This is a genomic window from Streptomyces sp. NPDC127114 (genome assembly GCF_042677525.1).
Taxonomy (GTDB): Bacteria; Actinomycetota; Actinomycetes; order Streptomycetales; family Streptomycetaceae; genus Streptomyces.
In genome coordinates this window covers 70,657-92,051 of sequence record NZ_JBHXTJ010000027.1, presented here as the reverse complement: position 1 = coordinate 92,051, position 21,395 = coordinate 70,657, and the positions used below count along the sequence as shown (strand labels likewise).

The 21,395-nt window shown below is 73.8% G+C and carries 20 protein-coding genes; 11 read left to right on the top strand and 9 right to left on the bottom strand.

Annotated features, from left to right (window positions below):
* Positions 1-70 precede the first annotated feature (70 nt).
* The gene (locus tag ACFVGS_RS25285; RefSeq protein WP_385693757.1) at positions 71-709 is read right to left on the bottom strand and encodes a LysE family translocator; all 639 of its coding nucleotides are present in this window, start codon (positions 707-709) and stop codon (positions 71-73) included.
* A gap of 114 nt (positions 710-823) precedes the next feature.
* Between ACFVGS_RS25285 and ACFVGS_RS25280 the strand changes: the two genes are divergently transcribed.
* Together ACFVGS_RS25280 and ACFVGS_RS25275 are read left to right on the top strand one after the other, a co-directional pair.
* Positions 824-2,161: a hypothetical protein gene (locus tag ACFVGS_RS25280; RefSeq protein ID WP_385693756.1), complete on the top strand. Its 1,338-nt coding sequence runs from the start codon at positions 824-826 to the stop codon at positions 2,159-2,161.
* A gap of 80 nt (positions 2,162-2,241) precedes the next feature.
* Complete coding sequence (locus tag ACFVGS_RS25275; protein WP_385693755.1) at positions 2,242-3,063, top strand: alpha/beta fold hydrolase; 822 nt, start codon at positions 2,242-2,244, stop codon at positions 3,061-3,063.
* 4 nt (positions 3,064-3,067) lie between these two features.
* On the opposite strand, the gene ACFVGS_RS25270 is transcribed toward ACFVGS_RS25275, so the two are convergent.
* A complete protein-coding gene (locus ACFVGS_RS25270) occupies positions 3,068-3,514 on the bottom strand; it encodes a MarR family winged helix-turn-helix transcriptional regulator (RefSeq protein ID WP_385693754.1) in 447 nt (148 codons plus the stop codon).
* A gap of 153 nt (positions 3,515-3,667) precedes the next feature.
* Here ACFVGS_RS25270 and ACFVGS_RS25265 point away from each other — a divergent pair, with 153 nt between their 5' ends.
* From ACFVGS_RS25265 to ACFVGS_RS25250, 4 genes are all read left to right on the top strand, one after another.
* The gene (locus ACFVGS_RS25265; RefSeq protein ID WP_384411295.1) at positions 3,668-4,597 is read left to right on the top strand and encodes an SDR family NAD(P)-dependent oxidoreductase; all 930 of its coding nucleotides are present in this window, start codon (positions 3,668-3,670) and stop codon (positions 4,595-4,597) included.
* The gene (locus tag ACFVGS_RS25260; protein WP_384411293.1) at positions 4,594-5,481 is read left to right on the top strand and encodes an amidohydrolase family protein; all 888 of its coding nucleotides are present in this window, start codon (positions 4,594-4,596) and stop codon (positions 5,479-5,481) included. Before ACFVGS_RS25265 ends, ACFVGS_RS25260 begins: the two co-directional genes overlap by 4 nt.
* Before the next feature lie 11 nt (positions 5,482-5,492).
* The gene (locus tag ACFVGS_RS25255; RefSeq protein WP_385693753.1) at positions 5,493-6,989 is read left to right on the top strand and encodes a long-chain fatty acid--CoA ligase; all 1,497 of its coding nucleotides are present in this window, start codon (positions 5,493-5,495) and stop codon (positions 6,987-6,989) included.
* A 110-nt stretch (positions 6,990-7,099) separates the two neighbouring features.
* On the top strand, positions 7,100-7,555 hold the full coding sequence (locus tag ACFVGS_RS25250) for a MaoC family dehydratase (RefSeq protein ID WP_385693752.1): 456 nt from the start codon (positions 7,100-7,102) through the stop codon (positions 7,553-7,555).
* Here the strand turns inward: ACFVGS_RS25250 and ACFVGS_RS25245 are convergent.
* The 3 genes from ACFVGS_RS25245 to ACFVGS_RS25235 form a co-directional block, all read right to left on the bottom strand.
* A complete protein-coding gene (locus ACFVGS_RS25245; RefSeq protein WP_385693751.1) occupies positions 7,546-8,730 on the bottom strand; it encodes an aminotransferase class V-fold PLP-dependent enzyme in 1,185 nt (394 codons plus the stop codon). The two genes, ACFVGS_RS25250 and ACFVGS_RS25245, sit on opposite strands and share 10 nt — an antisense overlap.
* Positions 8,731-8,952: 222 nt before the next feature.
* Entirely contained in the window at positions 8,953-10,809 is a 1,857-nt protein-coding gene (locus ACFVGS_RS25240; RefSeq protein WP_385693750.1) for an ABC transporter ATP-binding protein, read from the bottom strand.
* A gap of 23 nt (positions 10,810-10,832) precedes the next feature.
* Complete coding sequence (locus ACFVGS_RS25235; protein WP_384411283.1) at positions 10,833-11,648, bottom strand: AraC family transcriptional regulator; 816 nt, start codon at positions 11,646-11,648, stop codon at positions 10,833-10,835.
* Positions 11,649-11,702: 54 nt separating this feature from the next.
* On the opposite strand from ACFVGS_RS25235, the gene ACFVGS_RS25230 reads away from it, so the two are divergent.
* The gene (locus ACFVGS_RS25230) at positions 11,703-12,959 is read left to right on the top strand and encodes an MFS transporter (RefSeq protein WP_385693749.1); all 1,257 of its coding nucleotides are present in this window, start codon (positions 11,703-11,705) and stop codon (positions 12,957-12,959) included.
* Between the two features lie 90 nt (positions 12,960-13,049).
* A complete protein-coding gene (locus ACFVGS_RS25225; protein ID WP_385693748.1) occupies positions 13,050-13,829 on the top strand; it encodes a DUF2470 domain-containing protein in 780 nt (259 codons plus the stop codon).
* A 96-nt stretch (positions 13,830-13,925) separates the two neighbouring features.
* Here ACFVGS_RS25225 and ACFVGS_RS25220 read toward each other — a convergent pair whose 3' ends face one another.
* Together ACFVGS_RS25220 and ACFVGS_RS25215 are read right to left on the bottom strand one after the other, a co-directional pair.
* Entirely contained in the window at positions 13,926-14,348 is a 423-nt protein-coding gene (locus ACFVGS_RS25220; protein WP_384411277.1) for a ribonuclease domain-containing protein, read from the bottom strand.
* A gap of 129 nt (positions 14,349-14,477) precedes the next feature.
* Positions 14,478-15,293 (bottom strand): SDR family oxidoreductase, encoded by an 816-nt coding sequence (locus ACFVGS_RS25215; protein WP_384411275.1) that lies wholly within the window; start codon positions 15,291-15,293, stop codon positions 14,478-14,480.
* Positions 15,294-15,400: 107 nt separating this feature from the next.
* Between ACFVGS_RS25215 and ACFVGS_RS25210 the strand changes: the two genes are divergently transcribed.
* Both ACFVGS_RS25210 and ACFVGS_RS25205 read left to right on the top strand, forming a co-directional pair.
* A complete protein-coding gene (locus ACFVGS_RS25210) occupies positions 15,401-16,774 on the top strand; it encodes a nicotinate phosphoribosyltransferase (RefSeq protein WP_384411415.1) in 1,374 nt (457 codons plus the stop codon).
* Positions 16,771-17,637 carry a potassium channel family protein gene (locus ACFVGS_RS25205; RefSeq protein WP_384411273.1) on the top strand — a complete coding sequence of 289 codons (867 nt, stop codon included), beginning with the start codon at positions 16,771-16,773 and terminating at the stop codon, positions 17,635-17,637. The genes ACFVGS_RS25210 and ACFVGS_RS25205 overlap by 4 nt, the downstream gene beginning before the upstream one ends.
* 64 nt (positions 17,638-17,701) lie before the next feature.
* Here the strand turns inward: ACFVGS_RS25205 and ACFVGS_RS25200 are convergent, their stop codons facing one another.
* Positions 17,702-18,928 (bottom strand): aromatic acid exporter family protein, encoded by a 1,227-nt coding sequence (locus tag ACFVGS_RS25200; RefSeq protein WP_384411271.1) that lies wholly within the window; start codon positions 18,926-18,928, stop codon positions 17,702-17,704.
* Positions 18,929-19,130: 202 nt separating this feature from the next.
* Between ACFVGS_RS25200 and ACFVGS_RS25195 the strand changes: the two genes are divergently transcribed.
* Complete coding sequence (locus ACFVGS_RS25195; protein ID WP_385693747.1) at positions 19,131-19,883, top strand: class E sortase; 753 nt, start codon at positions 19,131-19,133, stop codon at positions 19,881-19,883.
* On the opposite strand, the gene ACFVGS_RS25190 is transcribed toward ACFVGS_RS25195, so the two are convergent.
* Positions 19,880-20,923 carry an inosamine-phosphate amidinotransferase 1 gene (locus ACFVGS_RS25190; RefSeq protein ID WP_385693746.1) on the bottom strand — a complete coding sequence of 348 codons (1,044 nt, stop codon included), beginning with the start codon at positions 20,921-20,923 and terminating at the stop codon, positions 19,880-19,882. The genes ACFVGS_RS25195 and ACFVGS_RS25190 overlap by 4 nt on opposite strands.
* Positions 20,924-21,395: the final 472 nt, after the last annotated feature.

The following is a 21,395-nucleotide window of genomic DNA, read 5'->3' as shown; positions in this document are numbered from 1 at the left end:
CCCGCCCCCGGCCCCGGGCGACCGCTCCCGGGACCGCAACGGCCGCACTCAGGACCGGGAACGGCCGCACTCAGGCCTGGGAGGCCGTGGCGACCTTCACGCCGAAGCCGATGAGCACGACGCCGGTGATCCGCTCCATGGCCCGGCGCACCGAGGTCCGGGCGAAGAACGCCCGGGCCTTGGTGAGCAGCAGCACGTACGCGCCGAGCCAGCCGACGGTGAGCGCCGCGTGGATCAGCACGAGCAGTGCCATGCCGGTGTGCGGGGCGAGGCCGTGCGGCGCGAGCGTCGGCAGCAGGCCGGTGTAGAAGACGGCGATCTTCGGGTTGAGGACGTTGCTCACGAGCCCGGTGCGCCAGGGGTTCCCGGCCGGCGGCGGCAGCTGCGCGGACGCCGTCGCCGCGTCGTCCGGACGGCCCCGGCCGCGGCGGGCGGTGAGCAGCGCCTGCGCGCCGAGGAACACGAGGTAGGCCGCGCCGGCCAGCTTGACCACGGTGTACGCGGTGGCGGACGCGGCCAGGACGGCCGCGAGACCGGCCACGGACAGCACGCCCCAGACCAGCAGGCCGGTGGTGATCCCGGCCACCGTCCGCAGCCCGTCGCCCCGGCCGGCGGCGACGGCCCGTCGGGTCACGACCGCCATGTCCGGTCCCGGCACCATCGTGAGCAGGGCGAGCACACCCGCCGCGGCGAGGAATTCGTACACCATGCGGCGAGTGTGCCATCCGCGCCGGATCCGCCGCGGCGCGGGTCGGCCGGGGACGGGACCACTGGCCTCCCGCGGCCTGTCGCGCGGGCCGCCGTCCATGGTCGACTGGGGCGCATGAGACTGCTGAGCCGCGACTATGTGGACGAGTGCCTGAACGGGAACGAGGGGCTGCGGGACGCGGTCGCGCGCGCCGGGCTGCCGCCCGCCTTCGACACGGCGTGGCGGCGCCATCTGCTGCCGCGGCCCTGGTTCGTGCGGGCCGAGGAGATACGGGACTTCGCCCGCGACCTGGAGGGCCTGTTCGAACTGCTCGTCTCGCTGCCGGAGCGGCTCTTCGGCGGCGACCACGCGCGGTACGCGGCGGAGCTCGGGATCGCACCGCGTCACGCGGCGCTGTTGCGGCGGTCCGCCGACGGGCGCCCGGCGAAGCTGGGACGCGCGGACGCGTACCACGACGGCGGCGGCTACCGGCTCCTGGAGTTCAACCTCGGCAGCGAGGTCGGCGGCCTGGACATGGCGGTGTGCAACGAGGCACTGCTCGGGGTAGGGGAGTTCGCGGACTTCGCCGCCGCGCACGGCCTGGCGCACGTCGACACGGCGGCGCTGCTCGCCGAGGACCTGCGGGAGCGGGCCCGTCCCGCGCTCCCGGGCGGCGGGCGGGAGCCGGTGATCGGTCTCGTCGAGGGCAACGGGGCCGTCGGCCCGTACGGGAGGCTGATGCGGGCCTTCCAGGAGGCCATGGCGGCGCAGGGCCTCGACCTGCGGATCGGCGAGGTCGGGCAGCTGCGCGCCCGGGCGGACGGCAAGCTGACCCTGGACGGCGCTCCGCTGGACCTGGTGCTGCGGAACTTCGGTGCCAGCCAGCTGCTCGACGACCCGGCGGGGCCGGAGGTCGCCGAGGAGCTGTTCCGGGCCCACGAGGCGGGCCGGACCGTGCTGTTCACCTCGCTGGAGAGCGGTCTGTACGCCCACAAGAACGCCCTCGGTCTGCTCTCCGACCCGCGCTGGACCGGCGCCTTCGACGCCGTCGAGCGGGACCTGGTCGACCGGGTGCTGCCGTGGAGCCGCCCGCTCGGCGGCGCGATCGGCGCGGGCCTCCTCGACGAGTGCCGGGAGCGCAGGGAGCAGCTGATCCTCAAGCCGGGCGGCGGGCACGGCGGCCTGAACACCTTCGTCGGCTGGGAGTGCACCGACGCGGAGTGGCGTGAGGCGCTCGACAGGGCCGCCGGGCGCGGCTATCTGGTCCAGGAGCGGGTGGTGCCCCGTTCCGAGCCGGTGCACGACCCCGCGTCGGGCACGGCGGACGAGTGGATCGCGGCGCTGGGCGTCTTCCTCACCTCGCACGGCTACGCGGGCGCGCACGCCCGGGCCAACCGGGCGGACGGCGGGGCGATCGTCGGCATGAGCAGCAATCCCGACACCCGCATGGCCTGCGTGTTCTCCCACGCCTGAGCGTCCGGGTCCGGAGAATGGACGGCGGTTTCCGGCTCGTTCGTCCGCCGGTCACCGCAGGGCACGGGCAGGGAGCGCGCATGACGAGGGTCGAGGTCAACGGTGTCGGGCTGTTCTGCGAGGCCGGCGGTGACGGGGACCCGCTGGTCCTCGTGCACGGCTCGTGGTACGACCACCACAACTGGGACCTCGTCGTCCACGGCCTCGCCCTGCGCCACCGGGTGCTGGTCTACGACCGGCGCGGGCACGGCGAGAGCGACCGGCCCGAGGGCCAGGGTTCGCTCCGTGAGGACGAGGAGGACCTGGCCGCCCTGATGGAGACGGTCGGCTTCGCCCCCGCGTACGTGGTCGGCCACTCCCTCGGCGCGTCCATCGCGCTGAGGCTTGCCGCCCGGCGGCCGGAGCTGTTCCGGGGGCTCGTGGTCCACGAGCCCCCGCTGCTCGACCTGGTGGCCGACGTGCCGGCCGTCCGCGAGGAGGTCGCGGTGACCCGGCAGCGGCTCGGTCACGCGGCGGACCTGGTGCGGCAGGGTGACGACCTGGCCGGGGCCCGCGCGTTCGTGGAGGACGTGGCCGCCGGGCCGGGGGCGTGGGAGGAGCTCCCGCAGGAGCAGCGGGACATGTTCGTCGCCCACGCGCCCACGTTCCTGGACGAGCAGAACGACCCGGGATGGGCGGCGCTCGACCTGGCCGCCCTGCGGGGCTGCGGCGTGCCCGCGCTGCTGACCAGCGGTTCGGAGAGTCCGGCGCTGTTCGGCGCGGCCCTCGACCGGGTCGCCGGGGCGCTGTCCGGGGCCCGTACCCATGTCTTCGAGGGCGCGGGCCACATGGCGCACGTGACGCATCCCGAGGAGTTCACGGCGGTGGTGACCTCGTTCCTCGCCGGCGACGCCGGGTCGTAGGACGTCAGTCGGCCGGTTCGGCGATCCTCCGCAGCAGCCCGTGCAGGACGGTCCGTTCCTCGTCCGACAGGGGGGCGAGGAGGCCGTCGGTGACGCGGCGGCTGGTCAGGTCGGTGTCCTTGAGGAAGCCACGGCCGGCGTCGGTGAGGACGACGATCCGGCTGCGCCGGTCGCCGGGCGCGGGCCGGCGTTCGACGAATCCGAGCCGCTCCAGGTCGTCGACGAGGCCGACGATGGCGCTGGGGTCGTAACCGAGCCGGGTGCTCAGCTCGCGCTGGAGCGCGCCGTCGACGGTCGCGAGGTAGCGCAGTACGGCGTAGTGGCGCAGCCGTAGTCCCGACTCCTGGAGCGCGGAGTTGAAGAGCTGCCCGGAGCGCAGACCGAGCCGGTAGAGGAGATAGCCGGCGTCGGCGTGCAGTCCGAGCATCCATGGGTGGTCCCTGTCGTCCATGGGACCAGCATGCCCCAAGTCTGGTGTCGATCACAACCATTGACGTCAACAATGATTGGTCCTAGCTTCCTTTCAGCGGACCGACGCCGATCGAGCGCGAGCTCTCCCGTCCGCCGCTCCTGCCGTTCCCTCCCGCCTCCCGAAGGGACCTCCATGCCGCACAACGCCCCCGTCGACCTCACCGGGAAGGTCGCCGTCGTCACCGGCTCCGGCCGGGGCCTCGGCCTGGCCTACGCCTCCGCCCTCGCGGCCGCGGGCGCCGCGGTCGTCGTCAACGACCTCGACGAGGACACCGCGCGGAAGGCCGCCGACACCATCGTCGAGGCCGGCGGCCGGGCCGTGGCCGAAGCCGTCGCCGTCGGCACGGCCGAGGCCGCCGACCGGCTCGTCGCCCGTGCCGTCTCGGCCTTCGGCCGCATCGACGTGCTCGTCACCAACGCGGGCATCCTGCGCGACCGCGTGCTGTGGAAGATGACCGACGAGGACTTCGACGCCGTCGTCACCACCCACCTCAAGGGCACCTTCACCTGCGCCCGTGCCGCCGCCGTCCGCATGCGCGAGCAGGGCGACGGCGGGCGGCTGATCCTCGTCGGCTCCCCCGCCGGCCAGCGCGGCAACTTCGGCCAGACGAACTACGCCGCGGCCAAGGCCGGCGTCGCCGCCATGGCCCGCACCTGGTCGATGGAGCTCGCCAAGGCCGGCATCACCGTCAACGCGATCGTGCCCGTCGCCGCCACCGCCATGACGGAGACGATCCCCGTCTTCGCCCCGTACGTCGAGGCGATGCGGCGCGGCGAGCCGCTGCCCGACGCCCTGCGCAAGGGCGAGGGCTTCGGCACCGCCGAGGACTGCGCGGCCCTCGTGCCCTTCCTCGCCTCCGACGCCGCCCGCGGGATCACCGGGCAGTGTGTCGGCATCGGCGGCGACCGACTCGCCCTGTGGTCGCACCCGCGGGAGGTGGCGACCGCCTACGCCGACGGCGGCTGGACGCCGGACACGATCGCCGCCGCCTGGCACACCTCGGTGGGCCGCGAACCGCAGACCGTCGGCATCCCCGCGCCGAAGCTCCCGGAGACCCGGTGACGGGCCTCGACGTCGCCGCCCTCGAGGCGATCGACGTCCACACCCACTGCGAGGTCTCCTCCAAGGGTCACGCCTCGCTCTCCGACGACCTGCACGCCGCCTCCGGCGCGTACTTCAAGGTCGAGGGCGAACGGAAGCCCACCCTGGAGGAGATGGCCGCCTACTACCGGCAGCGGCGCATGGCCGCGGTGGTGTTCACGGTGGACGCCGAGCACGCCACCGGCACCGAACCGATCCCCAACGAGGAGATCGCCGAGACCGCCGCCGCCCACCCCGACGTCCTCGTCCCCTTCGCCTCCGTCGACCCGTTCCGCGGCAGGGCGGGGGTGCGGCAGGCCCGGCGCCTGGTCGAGGAGTACGGGGTGAAGGGCTTCAAGTTCCACCCCAGCATCCAGGGCTTCTTCCCGAACGACCGCCTCGCGTACGGCCTGTACGAGGTGATCGAGGAGACCGGCGCCATCGCCCTCTTCCACACCGGGCAGACCGGCATCGGCGCGGGCGTGCCGGGCGGGGGCGGGATCCGCCTCAAGTACTCCAACCCGCTGCACGTGGACGACGTCGCCGCCGACTTCCCGCACCTGAAGATCATCCTGGCGCACCCCTCCTTCCCGTGGCAGGACGAGGCGCTGGCCGTCGCCACCCACAAGCCGGGCGTGCACATCGACCTCTCCGGGTGGTCGCCGAAGTACTTCCCGCCGCAGCTCGTCCAGTACGCCAACACCCTGCTCAAGGACAAGGTGCTCTTCGGCTCCGACTACCCGGTGCTCAGCCCGGACCGCTGGCTGGCCGACTTCGCGAAGCTGCCGGTCAAGGACGAGGTGCGTCCGAAGATCCTCAAGGAGAACGCCGCCCGGCTGCTCGGACTGACCGAACCCTCCGCCTGAAAGGGCCCGTGATGCGCAACGAGGGACTGGGGTCGTGGCCCGCACGCCGGGCCCGCAAGACCCCGCACCGCACCGCTCTGATCCACGGCTCCACCACCGTCACCTACGGCGCGCTGCACGAGCGCACCAGCCGGCTCGCGCACGCCCTGCGCGCGGCCGGCGTCCGGCGCGGCGACCGGATCGCCTATCTGGGCCCCAACCATCCGGCCTTCCTGGAGACGCTGTTCGCCGCCGGGCTGCTCGGCGCGGTCTTCGTGCCGCTCAACACCCGGCTCGCGGCGCCCGAGATCGCGTACCAGCTGGAGGACTCGGGCGCGAGCGTCCTGCTCCACTCCCCCGCCCACGCCACGACGGCGGAGACGGTGACCGGGGTGCGGACCGTCGTCGAGGCGGGCGGCGCCACGTACGAGGAGCTGCTCGCCGCGGGCTCCGCTGAGCCGGTCGACGAGGCGGTCTCGCCCGACGACGTGTGCATCATCATGTACACCTCGGGCACGACCGGGCGTCCGAAAGGCGCGATGCTCACCCACGGCAACCTCGTCTGGAACGCGGTCAACGTCCTCGTCGACCACGATCTGCACGCCGACGAGACCGCCCTGGTGTCCGCGCCGCTGTTCCACACCGCGGGGCTCAACATGCTGACGCTGCCGGTGCTCCTCAAGGGCGGCACCTGCGTCCTCGTCGAGTCCTTCGACCCGGGCGGCACCCTCGACCTCGTCGAACGGCACGGCGTCACCTTCATGTTCGGGGTGCCGACGATGTTCGACCAGGTCGCCCGGCATCCGCGCTGGGCCACGGCCGACCTGTCCGGCCTGCGGCTGCTCACCTGCGGCGGCGCGCCCGTGCCGGCCTCGCTCATCGCCGCGTACCAGGAGCGGGGGCTCGCCTTCCTCCAGGGCTACGGGATGACCGAGGCCTCGCCCGGGGCGCTGTTCCTGGACGCGGAACACGCGGTCGCGAAGGCCGGTTCGGCCGGGGTGCCGCACTTCTTCACGGACGTACGGGTGGTGCGGCCGGACCTCACGCCGGTGACGGCCGGCGAGACGGGCGAGGTGCTGATCCGCGGCCCGCACGTCATGGCCGGCTACTGGGGCCGGCCGGAGGAGACCGCGGCGGCCTTCACCGACGGGTGGTTCCGCAGCGGCGACGCGGCGCGGGTCGACGCCGACGGCTACGTCACGATCGTCGACCGCTTCAAGGACATGATCATCTCGGGCGGGGAGAACGTCTACCCGGCCGAGGTCGAGGAGGCACTCCTGGCCCACCCCGACGTCGCCGAGTGCGCGGTGATCGGAGTGCCGGACGAGAAGTGGGGCGAGACGGCCCGCGCGATCGTCGTCGCCCGCGAGGGCACCGCGCTCGACCCGGCGGCCGTGCTCGCGTCCCTGACGGGACGGCTCGCCAGGTACAAGATCCCCCGGTCCCTCGTCCTGGTCGACGCGCTGCCGCGCACGGCCTCCGGAAAGCTCCTCAAACACTCCCTGCGCGCCCGATACGGCAGCGGCTGACCCGCGAGCCTCTCGTGACCCCTGGCTCCCTCGACTCCCCTGCCTCCCCCGACTCCCCTGACTCGTCCGACTCCTCCGACTCCCCTGACTCCCGAAAGGAACGGTTCCCCATGACCCTCACCGTCGACGGCATCGACGCCCTGAAGCAGCTCGCCGGCAGCGAGCTGGGCACCAGCGACTGGATCGACGTCACCCAGGACCGGATCGACGGCTTCGCCGACGCCACCGGCGACCACCAGTGGATCCACGTGGACGTGGAGAAGGCGAAGGAGGGCCCGTTCGGCGCCCCCATCGCCCACGGCCATCTGACGCTGTCGCTCTTCATCCCGCTCTTCACCGGACTGCTCGACGTCCGCGGCGTCACCACCAAGGTCAACTACGGCCTCGACAAGGTCCGCTTCCCGTCCCCGGTCAGGTCCGGCTCCCGGCTGCGCCTGGCGGCCCGCCTCGCCGAGATCCAGGACGTCCCCGGCGGCGTCCAGATAGCGGTCGACGGCACGATCGAGATCGAGGGCGGACCGAAGCCGGCGTGCGTCCTGCGGAGCCTGTCACGGTTCTACGCGTAGGGCGGCACGCCCTGGGCCAGCAGCTCCCCGAGGCCCCGCGCCAGGCGCTCGTACTCCTCCGGGCGGTTGTAGATCTGGGCGCTCACGCGGATGCCGCCGCCGGTGGGCCAGGGCCAGACGAGGACGCGGCAGCCGAGGCGGGCGGCGATGTGCTCGCGGAGGGCGGCGGCCTCGGGGTGGGTGCGGGCGAGCCCGCGCGGCAGCCGGAGGGAACGCATGGCCAGGGACGCTTCGTACGGGAGGGCCGTCAGGCCCGGCAGCTCCGCCAGCAGACCGGCGCCGTACGCGACGAGTTCGGCGTTGTGCGCGCGCACCTTCGAGGCGCCGAGGGCGGCCAGCAGGTCGAGTCCCTCGGGTGCGGCGAGCAGGCCGGTGTAGTCGGTGGTCGCGCGGTACTCCACAGCGCGCGGGAAGCCGTGCTCGTCCTCCCAGGACGGCACGGGAGCCGGCACGCGGTCGCGGTGGCGCGGGGCGACGGCCAGGACGGCGCTGCCGGCGGGCGCGTACGCCCACTTGTGCAGGTTGCCGAACCAGAAGTCCGGCTCTCCGGCGAGCGGTTCGGCCAGCATGCCCGGCGCGTGGGCGCCGTCGACCACGGTGACGACCCCGCGTTCGCGCAGTGCGGCGAGCAGCGCGGGTCCGGCGACGGTGCGTGCGGTGGGCGAGCTGACGGCGTCGAGCAGCGCCACCTTCGTCCGGGGCGTGACCGCGGCGAGCACCGCCGCCGCGACCGCGGCTTCGTCCGGCAGCTCCGGGTCGAGGGCGACGGTGGCGACACGGGCCCGGCGGGCGGCGGCGCCGGTGACGGTGCCGTATCCGTGGTCGGTGACCAGGACCTCGTCCTCGGGGCGCAGGCCGAGGGCGTCGAGGGCGAGGTTGGCCGCCTCGGTGGCGTTGCTGACGAGGGCGATGCCCTCGGGATCGGCACCGAGGTGGGCGGCGATCCGCCGCCGGGCGTCGGCGAGCCGTGCGGGCACGGCCAGGAAGAAGGCGTCCGGGTCGGCGTCGGCCTCTGCCGCGAGGGTCGCGCGGACCCGGGAGACCGGGAGCGGCACGGCTCCGAAGGAACCGTGGTTGAGGTGGGCGACCGCCGGGTCGAGCCGGAACAGTTCCGCGCCGCCGGGGAACGCGGCGGGGCCGGCGGCCCCGGACGCGGTCATCCGCTCTGTCGCCATGACCCGGTCGTCTCCTTCGTCCCGCCCTTCGGCACCCGGCCCGCCCGGACGCCGCTCCCTACGCCGCCGAAGTATGCCGCGCGGCCCGGCCTCCGTCGACGGCGCCGGAAACGGGACGGGCGGCGGACGGTGGCGGAGGCGGGCGGAAAGGGCGGGCGGTCGGCCGGGGAGGGCGGGGCGGGGGCAGTCCGCCCCGCTCGTTCCCCGCCACCCGCCCCCGGTTCAGCTCGTTTCGACCCGGCTGAGTTCCGCCGTGGCGGGCGTGTCGTCGAGGAAGCCGCCCGACTGGTGCTGCCACAGCTTCGCGTACGGGCCGTCGGCGAGGAGCAGTTCCTGGTGGGTGCCCTGTTCGACGACCCGGCCGCGGTCGAGGACGACCAGCCGGTCCATCCCGGCGACCGTGCTCAGGCGGTGCGCCACCACGAGGGCCGTGCGGCCCTCCATCAGCTTCCACAGCGCGTCCTGGACCAGGATCTCGCTCTCCGAGTCGAGTGCGCTGGTGGCCTCGTCGAGCAGCAGGATCGGCGCGTCGCGCAGGATCGCCCGGGCGAGCGCGACCCGCTGGCGCTGGCCGCCGGACAGCTTGACGCCCCGTTCGCCGACCATCGTGTCGAAGCCGTCGGGCAGGGCGTCGGCGAACTCCGTGACGTGCGCGGCCTCCGCCGCGCGCCGGATCTCCGCCTCGGTGGCGTCCGGCCGGGCGAAGGCGATGTTGTCCCGCAGGGTGCGGTGGAACATGGCCGGTTCCTGCGGCACGTACGCGATCAGTCCGCGCAGGTCGGACTGGCTCATCCGGCTGATGTCCTGGCCGCCGATCAGGATCCGGCCGGCGTCGACGTCGGTCATCCGCAGCAGGAGCCGGGTGAGTGTCGTCTTGCCGCCGCCGGACCGGCCGACCAGGCCGATCTTCGTGCCGTCGGGCACGTCGAGGTCGAGGCCTTCGAAGAGCGGCACGGCGCCGCTCCCGGCGCCTCCGTGGGTGAAGGTCACCTTCTCGAACCGCACGTGTCCGGCCCGGGAGCGCAGCGGCTCCGGGCACTCCGGGTCGGTGACGGTCGGCGGGGTGAGCAGCAGCTCGGTGAACTGCGCCGCCTCCGTCATCGAGCTCTCGATCCGGCGGTAGATCTGGTTGAACTCGAACATGATCCGGGTCGCGTTGGAGTAGTACGTGAAGGCCACGATGACCGCCTCCACGCCGTGCTGCCCGGCGCCGAGCAGCAGGGCGACGACCAGGCCGAGGACGTTCGTCAGCACGGACATCGGCGCGACGAGCGTGTCGATGCGCAGGTTGCCGTAGTCCCAGGAGCGGAGCGTGAGCCGCCGCGACTCGGCGACGCGGGACCGGTGTTCGGCCGCCTCGCGCTCCTCGGCGGCGAAGGCACGGACGGTGTCCATGTTCATCAGGCTGTCGGCGACGTGGCCGGACACCCGGGCGATGGCCTCCTCGCGCTGGGCGACGAGCGCCTGCCGGCGCCGGATCAGCGGGACGACGCAGAACGCGGTGAGCGCGATCATCACGAGCAGGCCGACGACGAGCAGCGGCTCGTACTGCCACAGCACCACCGAGGCGAACAGCAGCGGCACGAAGCTGCCCATGACGTTGAAGGTGAGGGTGTCGACGAACTCCTCGAAGCGGGACGCGAAGCTCAGCACCCGTTTGGTCAGCGAGCCGGCGAAGTTGTCGTGGAAGAACGCGGCGTCCTTGGCGAAGAGTTCGTCCATGCCGAGCACGTACAGCTGCTCGATGCCCAGGGCGTCCAGTCGGTTGAGACAGTGCAGTCCGACCCGCCACAGCGCCTCCGAGAAGAGGAGGACGCCGGCGAAGCCGAGGACGTACGGCAGCATCGCGTCGAGACCGGTGCCGTCGCTCCCGCCGGAGTCGCCGCCGGCGATCCGGCCGACGAGCTTGGCCACGATCAGCGGCGCGACGTAGGCGATGCCGATGTTGCCCAGCGCGGGGAGCAGCAGCGCGGGGACGGTCAGCCGGCGGAGTCTGGCCAGCTCTTTTCCGTAGTAGCGAAGTGCGAGGAGGACCGGGCCGCGGCCCGGCGAACGTTTGAGTGATTCAGGCGAATCCATTGCAACCCTGCTTAGTCGGACCCTCAGGGACAAGGTTCGCAGTGTCCCGTGACGCTCCGTCCGCCGTCCAAGCGTTTTTCGGTGGCTCGGTCGCGCGGACGGGCGCCCGGCGTGTGCCCGAAGAACCGCCGGAAGACGTCGATGAAGGCGCTGGTCGACGACCAGCCGCAGCGGTGCGCCACGGCGGTCACGGAGTGACCCTCGCTGAGCGCCACCAGGGCGTGGTAGAGCCGGAGTTGGGTGCGCCACTGCGGGAAGGTCATGCCGAGTTCGGTCCGGAAGAGCCGGCTGAGGGTGCGCTCGGACGCGCCCGCCCGCGCGCCGAGTGCGGACAGCGTGCGGCCGTCGGCCGGGTCGTCGTGCAGCAGGGCGCAGACCGCCGCGAGCCTCGGGTCGGCGGGAGTGGGCAGGTGCATGGGCTGTTGGGGTGACGCGCGGAGCTGGTCGAGCAGGACGGCGCGCATGCGCCGGCGTTCGGGCCGCTCGGGCGCCTCCGCCACGTGGTCGCGGGTGTACGCGAGGATCAGCTCGCGCAGCAGGGGCGACACGGTCAGGGCGGTGGGGGCCGCGAGGCCGAGCGGGTTGACGGTGGCGGGCAGGCCGATGGTGTGGAGGTCGAGGTCGCCGTGGGCGCGGTGCGCGTGGGTGGTGCCGGCCGGCACCCACAGGGCGCGGTTCCCGGGGGCGATCCAGGTGCCGGAGTCGGTGGTGACGGCGAGCACGCCGCGACCGGCGTAGACGATCTGGTGCTCGTCGTGCCGGTGGGCGTCGACGCCCTGTCCCGCGGCCAGTGGCCGGATCCAGGTGACGGCCTTCGGCGTGTGGCGGATTTCCGGCATGAGTCGGCACTTTATCGGAAGCCGACCGGCGGGGGCCGCGGCGACGATCGGCTCATGCCCACACCGACAGCACCGCTTCCCCCTTCCGCACGCCGCCCGTCCGGGCCGTTCCGCAGCCGCGGCCGGAGCCATGACCGGGGCGACGAGCGGGGCGACCGCCGGGGCCGCGGCAGCGGGCCGGTCGCCCTGCTCTCGGTCGGGCACGCGTGCGTGGACGTGTACCAGGGAGCCGTGTCGGCGCTGGTGCCGTTCTTCGTGGCCGAGCGGCACTACTCGTACGCCGCGGCCGCCGGCGTGGTCCTGGCCGCCTCGCTGCTCTCCTCGCTGGTGCAGCCCGCCTTCGGGGCGCTGACCGACCGTCACCGCATGCCGTGGCTGCTGCCGTTGAGCACGGCCGCGGCCGGGACGGGGATCGCGCTCAGCGGCGTGAGCGCCTCCTATCCGCTGACGCTGCTGTGCGTGGCGGTCGCCGGGCTCGGAGTCGCCGCCTACCACCCGGAGTCCGCGCGGGTGGCGCGGGCCGCCGCTCGGGGCAGCCACACCGCGATGGGCTGGTTCTCGCTCGGCGGCAACCTCGGATTCGCGCTCGCCCCGCTGCTCGTCACGCCGGTGGTCGCGGCGGGCGGACTGCGCGCGACACCGGTCCTGGCCGTTCCCGCGGTGGCCGGCACGGCGCTGGCGCTGCTCGCGTTGCGGCGCCGCCGGGCGGCCGACGGGGCGGGCGGGCCGGGCGGCGGGCCGGCGGCGCCGGACGACCGCCGTTCGTTCGTGCGGCTGAGCCTGGCCGTCGTCTGCCGTTCGGTGGTCTTCGTCGTCCTGGCGGCCTTCGTCCCGCTCCATGTCGCGGACCGGACCGGCGGCGGCACGACCGCGGGAGCCGCGGCGCTCTTCGTGCTGTATCTGGGCGGCGCGGTCGGCACCGTGCTCGGCGGCCGGCTGGCGGCGCGCTGGGACCGGGTGCGCGTGGTGCGCCGGTCGTACGCCGCGACGGTGCTCGCCGTCGCGGGCGTGGTCCTGGTGCCGGGTCCGGCGCTGTTCGGGTGCGTGGCGCTGGCGTCGGCCGGTCTGTACGTGCCGTTCTCGCTCCAGGTGACGCTGGGCCAGGACTATCTTCCGTCGCGCGTCGGCACCGCGAGCGGGGTCACGCTCGGCCTGGCGGTGAGCGTCGGCGGGGTGGCGACGCCGCTGGTCGGCGCCGTCGCCGACGCCACCTCCCTGCGGACGGCCCTCCTGCCGCTGATCGTGTTCCCGGCGATCGGCTGGCTCCTCACCCGGCGCCTCCCGGAGCCCGCGGCCCCGTCGTGGAACTGACGGGATTGCTGACACCCGACCCCGGATAGGTTAGGTTAGGCATACCTAAGTAGACGTCGAGCGTCTACGGCATCCGCCGGGAGAACACGCATGCATCCCCACACCGCCCGCTCCACCCAGCCGACCCCTGCCGAGCGTCTGCGGTCGGTCATCACCTCCGCGCACTCCATGACCGTGGTGACCGACGGCCGGTACGAGGAGGTCCACAGCCTCGACGGAACGGGCCCGATGGGCCGCATCCACCTCCACGAACCCGCCGAGTCCTTCGAGTCCTTCGCGTTCCTCGGCTCCTCCGGCTCCGCCGAAGGCGGCCGCACCGGCACCGGCGCGGGCAGCGCCACCACCGGTGCCTGCGGCGCGGCCCGCATCCCCATCCGCCTGGAGCTCACGGACGTCTCGCCCGTCCCCGTACGCGACCGGGTGCGCGCCCGCGTGACACTCTCGGGCCTGGTGGCGGCGCCGTACGACGCGGATTCCGGGGAGAGCACCTGCATGGAGTTCGGCCAGGCGGTGCTGCAGGACGCCCACGGGCGGACGTACGTGACGCTGGAGCAGCTCCAGGCCGCGGAGCCGGACCCGCTGGCCGACTGCGAGGCCGCCATGCTCCACCATCTCGTCGCCGGCCACCCCGAGCTCGTCACCCTGCTGCTCCGGCTCGTGGAACCGGCCGCCCGGCAGGGCCTCGTGCGCGCCCTGCCGCTCGCCATCGACCGCTACGGCCTCACCCTGCGGCTCGAGTACGCCGCCACGCAGCGCGACGTGCGGCTTCCGTTCCCCACGCCGCTCGCCGAGGTCGACCAGGCCGGGCTCCAGATCCACGCACTCCTGGCCGCCGCCCGCCGCTCCTCGCACACCCACCTGCCGGCCTGACCGCCCCGGGAGTGGCACGGACCGGTCCGGAACGGCCACGAACGGCGCCGCGGCCGGCGTGCGTCACGCCGGCCGCGGCAGAGCGCTGAGCCCTCGTCAGCAGCCGTGGTCGATCAGGTCGAACGTGGCGTAGTGGTCGGCCGTGTAGTAGTCCTCCCGGGACTCCTGCCCGGTCACGATCCGGCGGGCGCCACGGGTGGTGCTGCCCGGCGTCCTGACCGTGTACTCGTGGTAGTAGCCGGCCGTGTGCGAGGGGAGGACGCCCTCCCGGTTCTGGAACACGGAGCCGTCCTGCCGGTACGGGAAAGGGCCTCCCGCGTCGATCAGCCGCAGCGTGTCGTGCGCCTGGGACGGCAGGTCGGAGGAGCAGATGTGGCCGACGGACGCGGTCGCCGAGGTGACGGCGACGGGCGCGAAGGCCGGGAGCGCGGCGGGGGCGGCGGTCGCGGCCGCGGGGGCGGCGAGCAGGAGGGAGGAGACGAGTGCGGCGGCGAGGGTGAAACGTGGGGGGATTCTCATACGGCGATGCTGACGCGCGTAGACCCCGGCGGGGAAGCCCAACTCCCTTCAGTTCGACGGATGTTCACCGCACATCCACGGCGGTTCCCGAGCGCCTGCGCATCCCCCGCGCATCGCGCCGCCGGCGCCCTACCCGAGACCGCCGTTGCTGTGCAGCAGCTGGCCGTTGACCCAGCCGCCCTCCGGCGAGCAGAGGAACGTCACCAGGTGCGCGCAGTCCCCCGGCACGCCGAGCCGGCCGAGCGGAGTGGCGCGGACCAGGTCCGCCTTCAGCTCCTCCGTCATCCAGCCGGTGTCGGTCGGCCCGGGGTTGACCGCGTTGCAGCTCACCCCGAGGTGGGCGAGCTCCCGGGCGGCGGCGATGGTGATCCGGTCCATCGCTCCCTTGCTGGCCCCGTACGGCAGGTTGCCCGCGGTGTGGTCGCTCGTCAGGGAGACGACCCGGCCGCTGCCGTGCGGTCCGGCGAAGCGCAGCCCGTACTCCCTGATCAGCAGCCAGGTCGCCCGCGCGTTGACGGCGACGTGCCGGTCGAAGCTCTCCACCGTGGTGTCGAAGAGGCCCGAGTCGACCGACTCGCAGTGGCACAGCACCAGCGCCGTCACGTTCCCCAGCGCGCGCTCGACGCCGTCGAAGAGCCGGGCCGGTGCGGCCGGGTCGGCGAGGTCCGCCGCGACCGCGTACGTCCGCGCGCCGAGGGCGGCCGCGCGTTCCCGCAGTTCCTCCGCCGCCCCGGGCTCCGCGCCCCAGGCCATCCGCTCGTCGTACGGAGTCCAGTAGGTGAAGGCCACGTCCCAGCCCGCGCCCGCCAGGCCGAGGACCACGGACGCCGCGATGCCCGCCGACCGCCCGGCCCCCGTCACCAGCGCGACCGGCCGGCCCTTCGTCCGCTCCCGCCCCTGCTCCGCCACGTCTCCCGACGCCCCTCCGATGCTGCCGCCCGTCATGATCCTCATCCTCCCAGACGAAGGGCGGGGGGCGAACGGGTGCCCCGGCACGCCGTCCCGCGCGCCGTCCCCGTGCGGGGCGGCGCGGGTCCGCGCATGCTCGAAGCATGTCCGAGGTCACGACCACCGACCTGTACGAGGTCACGATGGCGCTCTCGTACCTGCGCGAGGACATGCGGGCACCGGCCACGTTCAGTCTCTTCGTGCGCGAGCTGCCGCCCGGCCGCGGCTTCCTCGTCGCCGCCGGCCTCGAGCCGGTCCTCGACCTCCTCTCCCGGTTCCGCGTGGGCCGCGCCGACCTGCAGGAGTTCGCCGACGCGCTGCGGCGTCCCGTCGAGGACCTCGAACCGCTGCACGGGCTCTCCTTCGACGGACAGGTCCGCGCCGTGCCCGAGGGACGGCTGGTGTTCGCCGGCGAACCGCTCCTGGAGGTCACCGCGCCGCTGCCGCAGGCCCAGCTCGTCGAGACGTATCTGCTGTCGCTGGTCTGTCACCAGACCGCGGTGGCCTCCAAGGCCGCCCGGTGCGTCCTGGCGAGTGCCGGGCGGCCGGTCGTCGACTTCTCGCTGCGCCGGGCGCACGGGCCCGAGGCCGGCACGCAGACCGCGCGCCTCGGCGCGCTCGTCGGCTTCGCCGGCACCAGCAACGTCGCCGCCGCCCGTCGCTACGGCCTCCCGGCCGCCGGCACCATGGCCCACTCGTACGTCGAGGCCTTCGCCTCCGAGGAGGCCGCGTTCCGGGCCTTCGCCCGTACCCACCCGGGCCCGGTGACCTTCCTCGTGGACACGTACGACACCGACCGGGGCGTGGCGACGGCGGCGCGCGTCCTCGCGGACCTCGGGCTCGGGCCCGGCTGCGGGATCCGCCTCGACAGCGGCGACCTGGGCGCGCTCGCCCGGCGGGCCCGCGCCGCCCTCGACGCGGCGGGGCTCGCGGAGGTCCGGATCATCGCGAGCGGCGGCCTGGACGAGTACGCCGTCGACCGGCTGGTGCGGGAAGGGGCGCCGATCGACGCCTACGCCGTCGGGACGAAGGTCGGCACGGCCGCGGACGCCCCGTACCTGGACGCGGCGTACAAGCTGGTGGAGTACGACGGCCGGCCGGTCATGAAGCTGTCCTCGGCGAAGGTGACGGCGCCGGGTCCCAAGCAGGTCTTCCGCGGCCCCGGTCTGCGCGACGTCATCGGCCTCGCCAACGAGGAGCCGCCCGAGGGCACGGAACCGCTGCTGAGGACCGTGATGCGCGGCGGGCTGCGCACGGACCCGCCGGACACCCTGGCGGCGGCCCGCGCCCGGTTCGAGGCCGACGCCGCCGCGCTGCCGGAGGAGGCCCGGCGGGTGACGGACCCCGTGGCGCCCGTGCCGTCGGTGTCGACGCGGCTGACGGTCCTGACGACCGTCGTCCGCCACCGGATCGAGGTGAGGACCGGCGCCGGGCGCAGGGACGGCGGGGCGGGCGGCGTGCGGGCGGTGCCGGGATGACCTGGCTGCTCACGCTCCTGGGAGCAACACTGATCCTCTTCATCCTGCGTGACGTCTTCCACACGCTGTGGCATCCGACCCGCCACGGCGGGCTGAGCCGGCTGGTGATGCGCGGCGTGTGGCGGCTGTCGGCCCACCACGGCGAGCGGCGGCGGCCGGCCGGACTCGCCGGACCGACGGGCATGATGGCGGTCGTCGTCGCCTGGGCGCTCACGGTGGCCGTCGGCTGGGCGCTCCTCTACTGGCCCCGGATGCCGGAGGACTTCTCGTACGCCACGGGGCTCGCGCCCGGCGAGCACGCGGGACCGGTGGACGCGCTGTACGTCTCGCTGGTCACCCTGGCGACGCTGGGCCTCGGCGACATCGCCCCGACCTCCGGCTGGCTGCGGGTGCTCGCCCCCGTCGAGGCCCTGGTGGGCTTCGCCCTGCTGTCCGCGACCGTCGCCTGGATCCTCGGCATCTACCCCGCCCTCGCCCGCCGCAGGGGCCTCGCCCTGCGGCTTTCGCACCTGCGTCGCGCGGACGTGGAGGAAGGGGCCCTGGACTCGGCCGGCGGCGCCGCCCTCCTCGACGGTCTCGCCTCGGCGCTGTCGACGGTGACGGTGGACTTCCTGCAGTACCCCGAGTCGTACTACTTCTACGACATCGACCGGAACACCTCCCTGCCCGCCCAGCTCGACCACGCCCTCGACCTCACGGACCGGGCGGCCCGCGCCCGCCACCCGGACGTCCGGCTCTCCGCCTCGGTGCTGCGCACGGCCCTCCAGGACCTGGCCGAGGTGCTCGACGAACGCTTCACGCGGACGGGAGCCGGTCCCGAGGAGGTCTTCGCGGCGTACGCGCAGGACCACGGGCGCTCCTGAGCGGGGCACGGTCCCGGAGCGGTCCCCGTCCTGCCGCGCGGGGCCCGGGGAGCGTCCCGCCGCGTCAGGCGCGCCCGGCCCGTCCGAGGCCGTACCGGGAGGTGAGCCGGCGGCGCCGCTCGCGGCGCTCGCGGGTGTGCCGGTCGAGTTCCTCCATCAGGCGCAGACCGCGGTGCTCGGGGTCGAGCTCGTCGAGGACGCGGTCGAGCTCGGCGAGCATGGCCCCGTACAGCTGCCACCGGTCCGGTTCGCGCAGCGCGACGGCGAGGAGCAGGCCGGCGGCGCGGTCGCGGCAGGTGCGGGCGGCGCGGAGCTCGCCCGCGAGCCGGGCCTCGGCCGACTCGGCGGCCTCGCTGCCGGACGCGGTGACGAGGACGGCGTAGCTGACGAAGGCGTCGGCGGTGTGCTGTGCCGCCTCCCGCAGCGCGAGGGCGGTCGGGCCGGGCAGCAGCTCCCGGCCGGCCCGCTCCTTGGCCAGGTCGGTGAAGGTACGGGCGAGGACCCGCAGCACCACGGCGCAGATCTCCAGTGTGTCGAGCCCGGTGCGCAGCACGATGCGGTGCAGCAGTCCTTCCTTGACGCGCGGGTTGAACCGCAGGCTGTCCTCGGCGGTGCGCAGCGCGGCGTCCACCTCGGCCACGTCGTTGTCGAGCCGCCGCGCCTCGTGCAGCCGGGCCGCTGCCCGCTCGACCGGCGGCGCCTCGCCGAACTCCTCGGCCACCTCCAGGAGCAGCCTGCGCATCCTTCTGGCCAGGTCCTCGATCGAGTCGCCCGCGGTGTCCACCCACACGGGCGGGGCGAGGACCAGGTTGAACAGCATGCCCACGACGGCGCCGATCAGCGTCTCCAGGACGCGGTCCCAGGCGGTGTCGGCGACCTGGGTGACGCCGAGCACCAGCATCGCGCTGATGGCGACCTCCGGGATGAACTCCTCGACCCGCACGAGCCGCCCCACGACGAGGGACGCCAGGATGATCAGGGCGAGGCTCCACCAGGAGAGTCCGACGAGCACGCTGAAGGCGATGGCGATGAGCACGCCGACGACGACGGAGTTCACCCGGCGCAGGCTCGTGGTGAGCGTGGAGTACAGCGTGACCTGGACGACGAGCAGCGCCGTCAGCGGCGCGGTGAGCGGCGCCGGCTCGCTGCTGAGCTGGAGCGCGACGACGTACGAAAGCGTCGCCGCCGCCGTGGACCGCACGGTCTGCACCGTGAAGGGGTCGCGCCGCAGCCGCTCCAGCCACCTGCCGGCCGCATCGCGCCGGGCACCCCACCTGTTGCGTCGCGTCACGTCTTCCCGCCTCGCTCCCGGTCACCGTCACCGCGCCCGAACCTGCCGTTGCGCTCGACCGTGCCACCCGAGCCGCGTCCGGGCACGCCCGGCACGCCGTGCGCGCGGCTCCGGACCGGCTCCGGGGCTGGCCTTCGGCGGCGATCGCCGTACCGTGGAGGTGTCGGTTGTCCGGAAGACCCTCGGGTGGTGGTCCTGGCCCATGTCCCGATCCGGTCGGGCCCACAAGGGCGTCTCCGTCGCCGCGGCCGTCGCGGCGACGGTTCTCGGCGCGCTGGCGGGCTGCACGCCGACGGACCTCGCGGGCCCGTCCCTCGCGCCGTCCACGGCGCCGGCGCCGCCGCCCGCTTCCGTGGTGCCCGCGCCGCCGCCGGCTCCCGCGGGGCCTCCGGCCCCTTCCGCTCCCCCGTCCTCGGCGGTCCGCCCGGCGCCTTCGGAGTCCGCCGTCCGGCCGCCGGTGGCCGCGCTGGACATCCCGTCGATCGGGGTGGACGACCTGCGCGTCGTCCCGTACGAGGGAACGACCGACGACCGCCCCGGCACCCGCATACAGGACCGCGGCATCGCGGCCAGCCCGTACGGGAAACGGGGCGGCGTGGGTCCGGGGGACGTCGGGAACTATCTGGTGACGGCGCACCGCCTGTCCGCCGGGGGGCCGCTGCGCGCGCTGCCGGACGTCGCCGTGGGCGACCGCGTGTTCGTGACGGCCGAGGGCCGGGTCTACGAGTACCGGATCACCGACACCCGCTGGACCTCCTTCCGCTCCGCCCGCTCGCTGGCCGAGCAGCGTGCCGCCGTTCCGGGCTCTCCGGGCGAGCGCCCCACCCGGGCGATGATCACGCTGTCCACCTGCGCGACACCGGAGGACGACGCCGCGGGCAACAGGTGGCGCGACGCCCAGGGCAACCCAGAGCACCGCATCGACAAGATCGGCGTCCTCGTCGCCGTCCGCTAGCGGTAGGTCGCGAGTTCGCCCTTGCGGCGCACGTCGAGCGTCACGCAGTGGAAGCCGCCGCCGAGGGTCCTGGAGTGGGTCAGCTGCGCCGGGATCACCTCCACGCCGTGGCGTTCGAGCTCCCGGATCAGACCCACCTGGCGCTTGTCCACGACGGCCTTCCCGGGCGCGACCACCAGGAAGTTCATCCCGATCCACACGGACGACTTCGGGTGCTCGCCGACGAAGCCGGTGTCCACGAGCTCCGGGCAGACGATCCGGTCCCAGCCGCGGAGGAAGTCCGGCATGTTGGCGTCGTTGACCCGCGCCGGGTTCACCAGGACCAGGCCGGGGCGCAGCGGCACGATCGTCGAGTCGATGTGCGTGGACGTGTACAGGCCTTCGCAGGCGTGCACCGTGTAGCGGTCGCCGAGCGCCGCCTGCAGCCAGCGCGCGCCCATCCTGTTGCCGCTGTCCGAGACCTGGTAGAGCAGGTCGGTGCCGAACCTCAGGACGTTCGCCGCGTCGAAGACCGGCTCCAGGTCCCGCAGCCGCTCTCCGGGCGGTGCGGACGGCTCGTACAGGTCGTCGGTCAGCCGGGGCTTGGGCGCCGAGAGCCAGCGGGCACCGCTCTCCAGGTACTCGACGAAGAGGTCCTTGTAGGCGAAGCCCTCGAGGAAGCGGGACCGCAGCACCATCGGTGACTCGATGAGCGAGGTGCCGACCGTGAGGAAGCCGTCCCGGGGGCAGTAGTCGTAGAAGCCGTCGGTGCTCCAGTCGGGCGTGGAGACCATGGACTTGTGGTCCCGGCCGCCGGGCCGGCGCACCTTCACCCCGAGGCCGGTGAGGATGTCCACCAGCTCCTCGAGCTCGGCCTCGGTCCGCTCGACGACATGGCCCGGGTAGGGGCCGGACGGAATCCGCTGCGGGTCGTCCGCCTTCTCCGGATACTCCACGGCGACCAGGCTTCTGTCCGGGACCGGCACCCGTGCGCCTGCCATGGTCCCCACCACGATCTCTTCGAGCGGATCCCATTCGGTGTGCACGTCGACGAGGCTCATCGGGGGTCTTTCCTCTCTGCGGAGGCCAGGGCCAGCCGACTCAAACACGCTGCGGTCGAAGCGGTCAACATGCCACGGTCATATTGGTCAAGTGTGCTCCTGTGCAGGGCAGTTGCCGCCTCCGCGGACCGTGTGACACGCCGGGCAGATACTGCTTGACACTCGATCAAGGCGTGGTTTAGAACCTCATGGGCCCGCTCCACAGCTCCACGGAACCGCAGTTGCCCATGGCTCCATGGGCACGATTCGCCGCAGGAACAGAGCCGTCCTTCCCGACTCAGCATTGGCGCGTTCGCGATCAACTTCTCGTGTCGCCTCGTCCGCAGTGTGGACACTGAAGCGGCTGCCCGCGCAGGCTGGAGAGGAACCAGCCTCGCGGTCCGCACCGGAGGCGGCGAGGTGCACGACAAGGCTGCCGAACCGCCTGAGACCCAGGCCCGTGGCAGCAACCGGACTTCCACCTACACCCCCA

What these genes read in the sequence shown, in the direction of transcription:
- ACFVGS_RS25285 (WP_385693757.1), bottom strand. Translation starts at nt 709, where the DNA reads ATGGTGTACGAATTCCTCGCCGCGGCGGGTGTGCTCGCCCTGCTCACG.
- ACFVGS_RS25240 (WP_385693750.1), bottom strand. Translation starts at nt 10,809, where the DNA reads ATGGATTCGCCTGAATCACTCAAACGTTCGCCGGGCCGCGGCCCGGTC.
- ACFVGS_RS25205 (WP_384411273.1), top strand. Translation starts at nt 16,771, where the DNA reads ATGACCTGGCTGCTCACGCTCCTGGGAGCAACACTGATCCTCTTCATC.
- ACFVGS_RS25280 (WP_385693756.1), top strand. Translation starts at nt 824, where the DNA reads ATGAGACTGCTGAGCCGCGACTATGTGGACGAGTGCCTGAACGGGAAC.
- ACFVGS_RS25265 (WP_384411295.1), top strand. Translation starts at nt 3,668, where the DNA reads ATGCCGCACAACGCCCCCGTCGACCTCACCGGGAAGGTCGCCGTCGTC.
- ACFVGS_RS25225 (WP_385693748.1), top strand. Translation starts at nt 13,050, where the DNA reads ATGCATCCCCACACCGCCCGCTCCACCCAGCCGACCCCTGCCGAGCGT.
- ACFVGS_RS25215 (WP_384411275.1), bottom strand. Translation starts at nt 15,293, where the DNA reads ATGACGGGCGGCAGCATCGGAGGGGCGTCGGGAGACGTGGCGGAGCAG.
- ACFVGS_RS25275 (WP_385693755.1), top strand. Translation starts at nt 2,242, where the DNA reads ATGACGAGGGTCGAGGTCAACGGTGTCGGGCTGTTCTGCGAGGCCGGC.
- ACFVGS_RS25230 (WP_385693749.1), top strand. Translation starts at nt 11,703, where the DNA reads ATGCCCACACCGACAGCACCGCTTCCCCCTTCCGCACGCCGCCCGTCC.
- ACFVGS_RS25245 (WP_385693751.1), bottom strand. Translation starts at nt 8,730, where the DNA reads ATGGCGACAGAGCGGATGACCGCGTCCGGGGCCGCCGGCCCCGCCGCG.
- ACFVGS_RS25270 (WP_385693754.1), bottom strand. Translation starts at nt 3,514, where the DNA reads ATGGACGACAGGGACCACCCATGGATGCTCGGACTGCACGCCGACGCC.
- ACFVGS_RS25250 (WP_385693752.1), top strand. Translation starts at nt 7,100, where the DNA reads ATGACCCTCACCGTCGACGGCATCGACGCCCTGAAGCAGCTCGCCGGC.
- ACFVGS_RS25210 (WP_384411415.1), top strand. Translation starts at nt 15,401, where the DNA reads ATGTCCGAGGTCACGACCACCGACCTGTACGAGGTCACGATGGCGCTC.
- ACFVGS_RS25235 (WP_384411283.1), bottom strand. Translation starts at nt 11,648, where the DNA reads ATGCCGGAAATCCGCCACACGCCGAAGGCCGTCACCTGGATCCGGCCA.
- ACFVGS_RS25195 (WP_385693747.1), top strand. Translation starts at nt 19,131, where the DNA reads ATGTCCCGATCCGGTCGGGCCCACAAGGGCGTCTCCGTCGCCGCGGCC.
- ACFVGS_RS25190 (WP_385693746.1), bottom strand. Translation starts at nt 20,923, where the DNA reads ATGAGCCTCGTCGACGTGCACACCGAATGGGATCCGCTCGAAGAGATC.
- ACFVGS_RS25255 (WP_385693753.1), top strand. Translation starts at nt 5,493, where the DNA reads ATGCGCAACGAGGGACTGGGGTCGTGGCCCGCACGCCGGGCCCGCAAG.
- ACFVGS_RS25220 (WP_384411277.1), bottom strand. Translation starts at nt 14,348, where the DNA reads ATGAGAATCCCCCCACGTTTCACCCTCGCCGCCGCACTCGTCTCCTCC.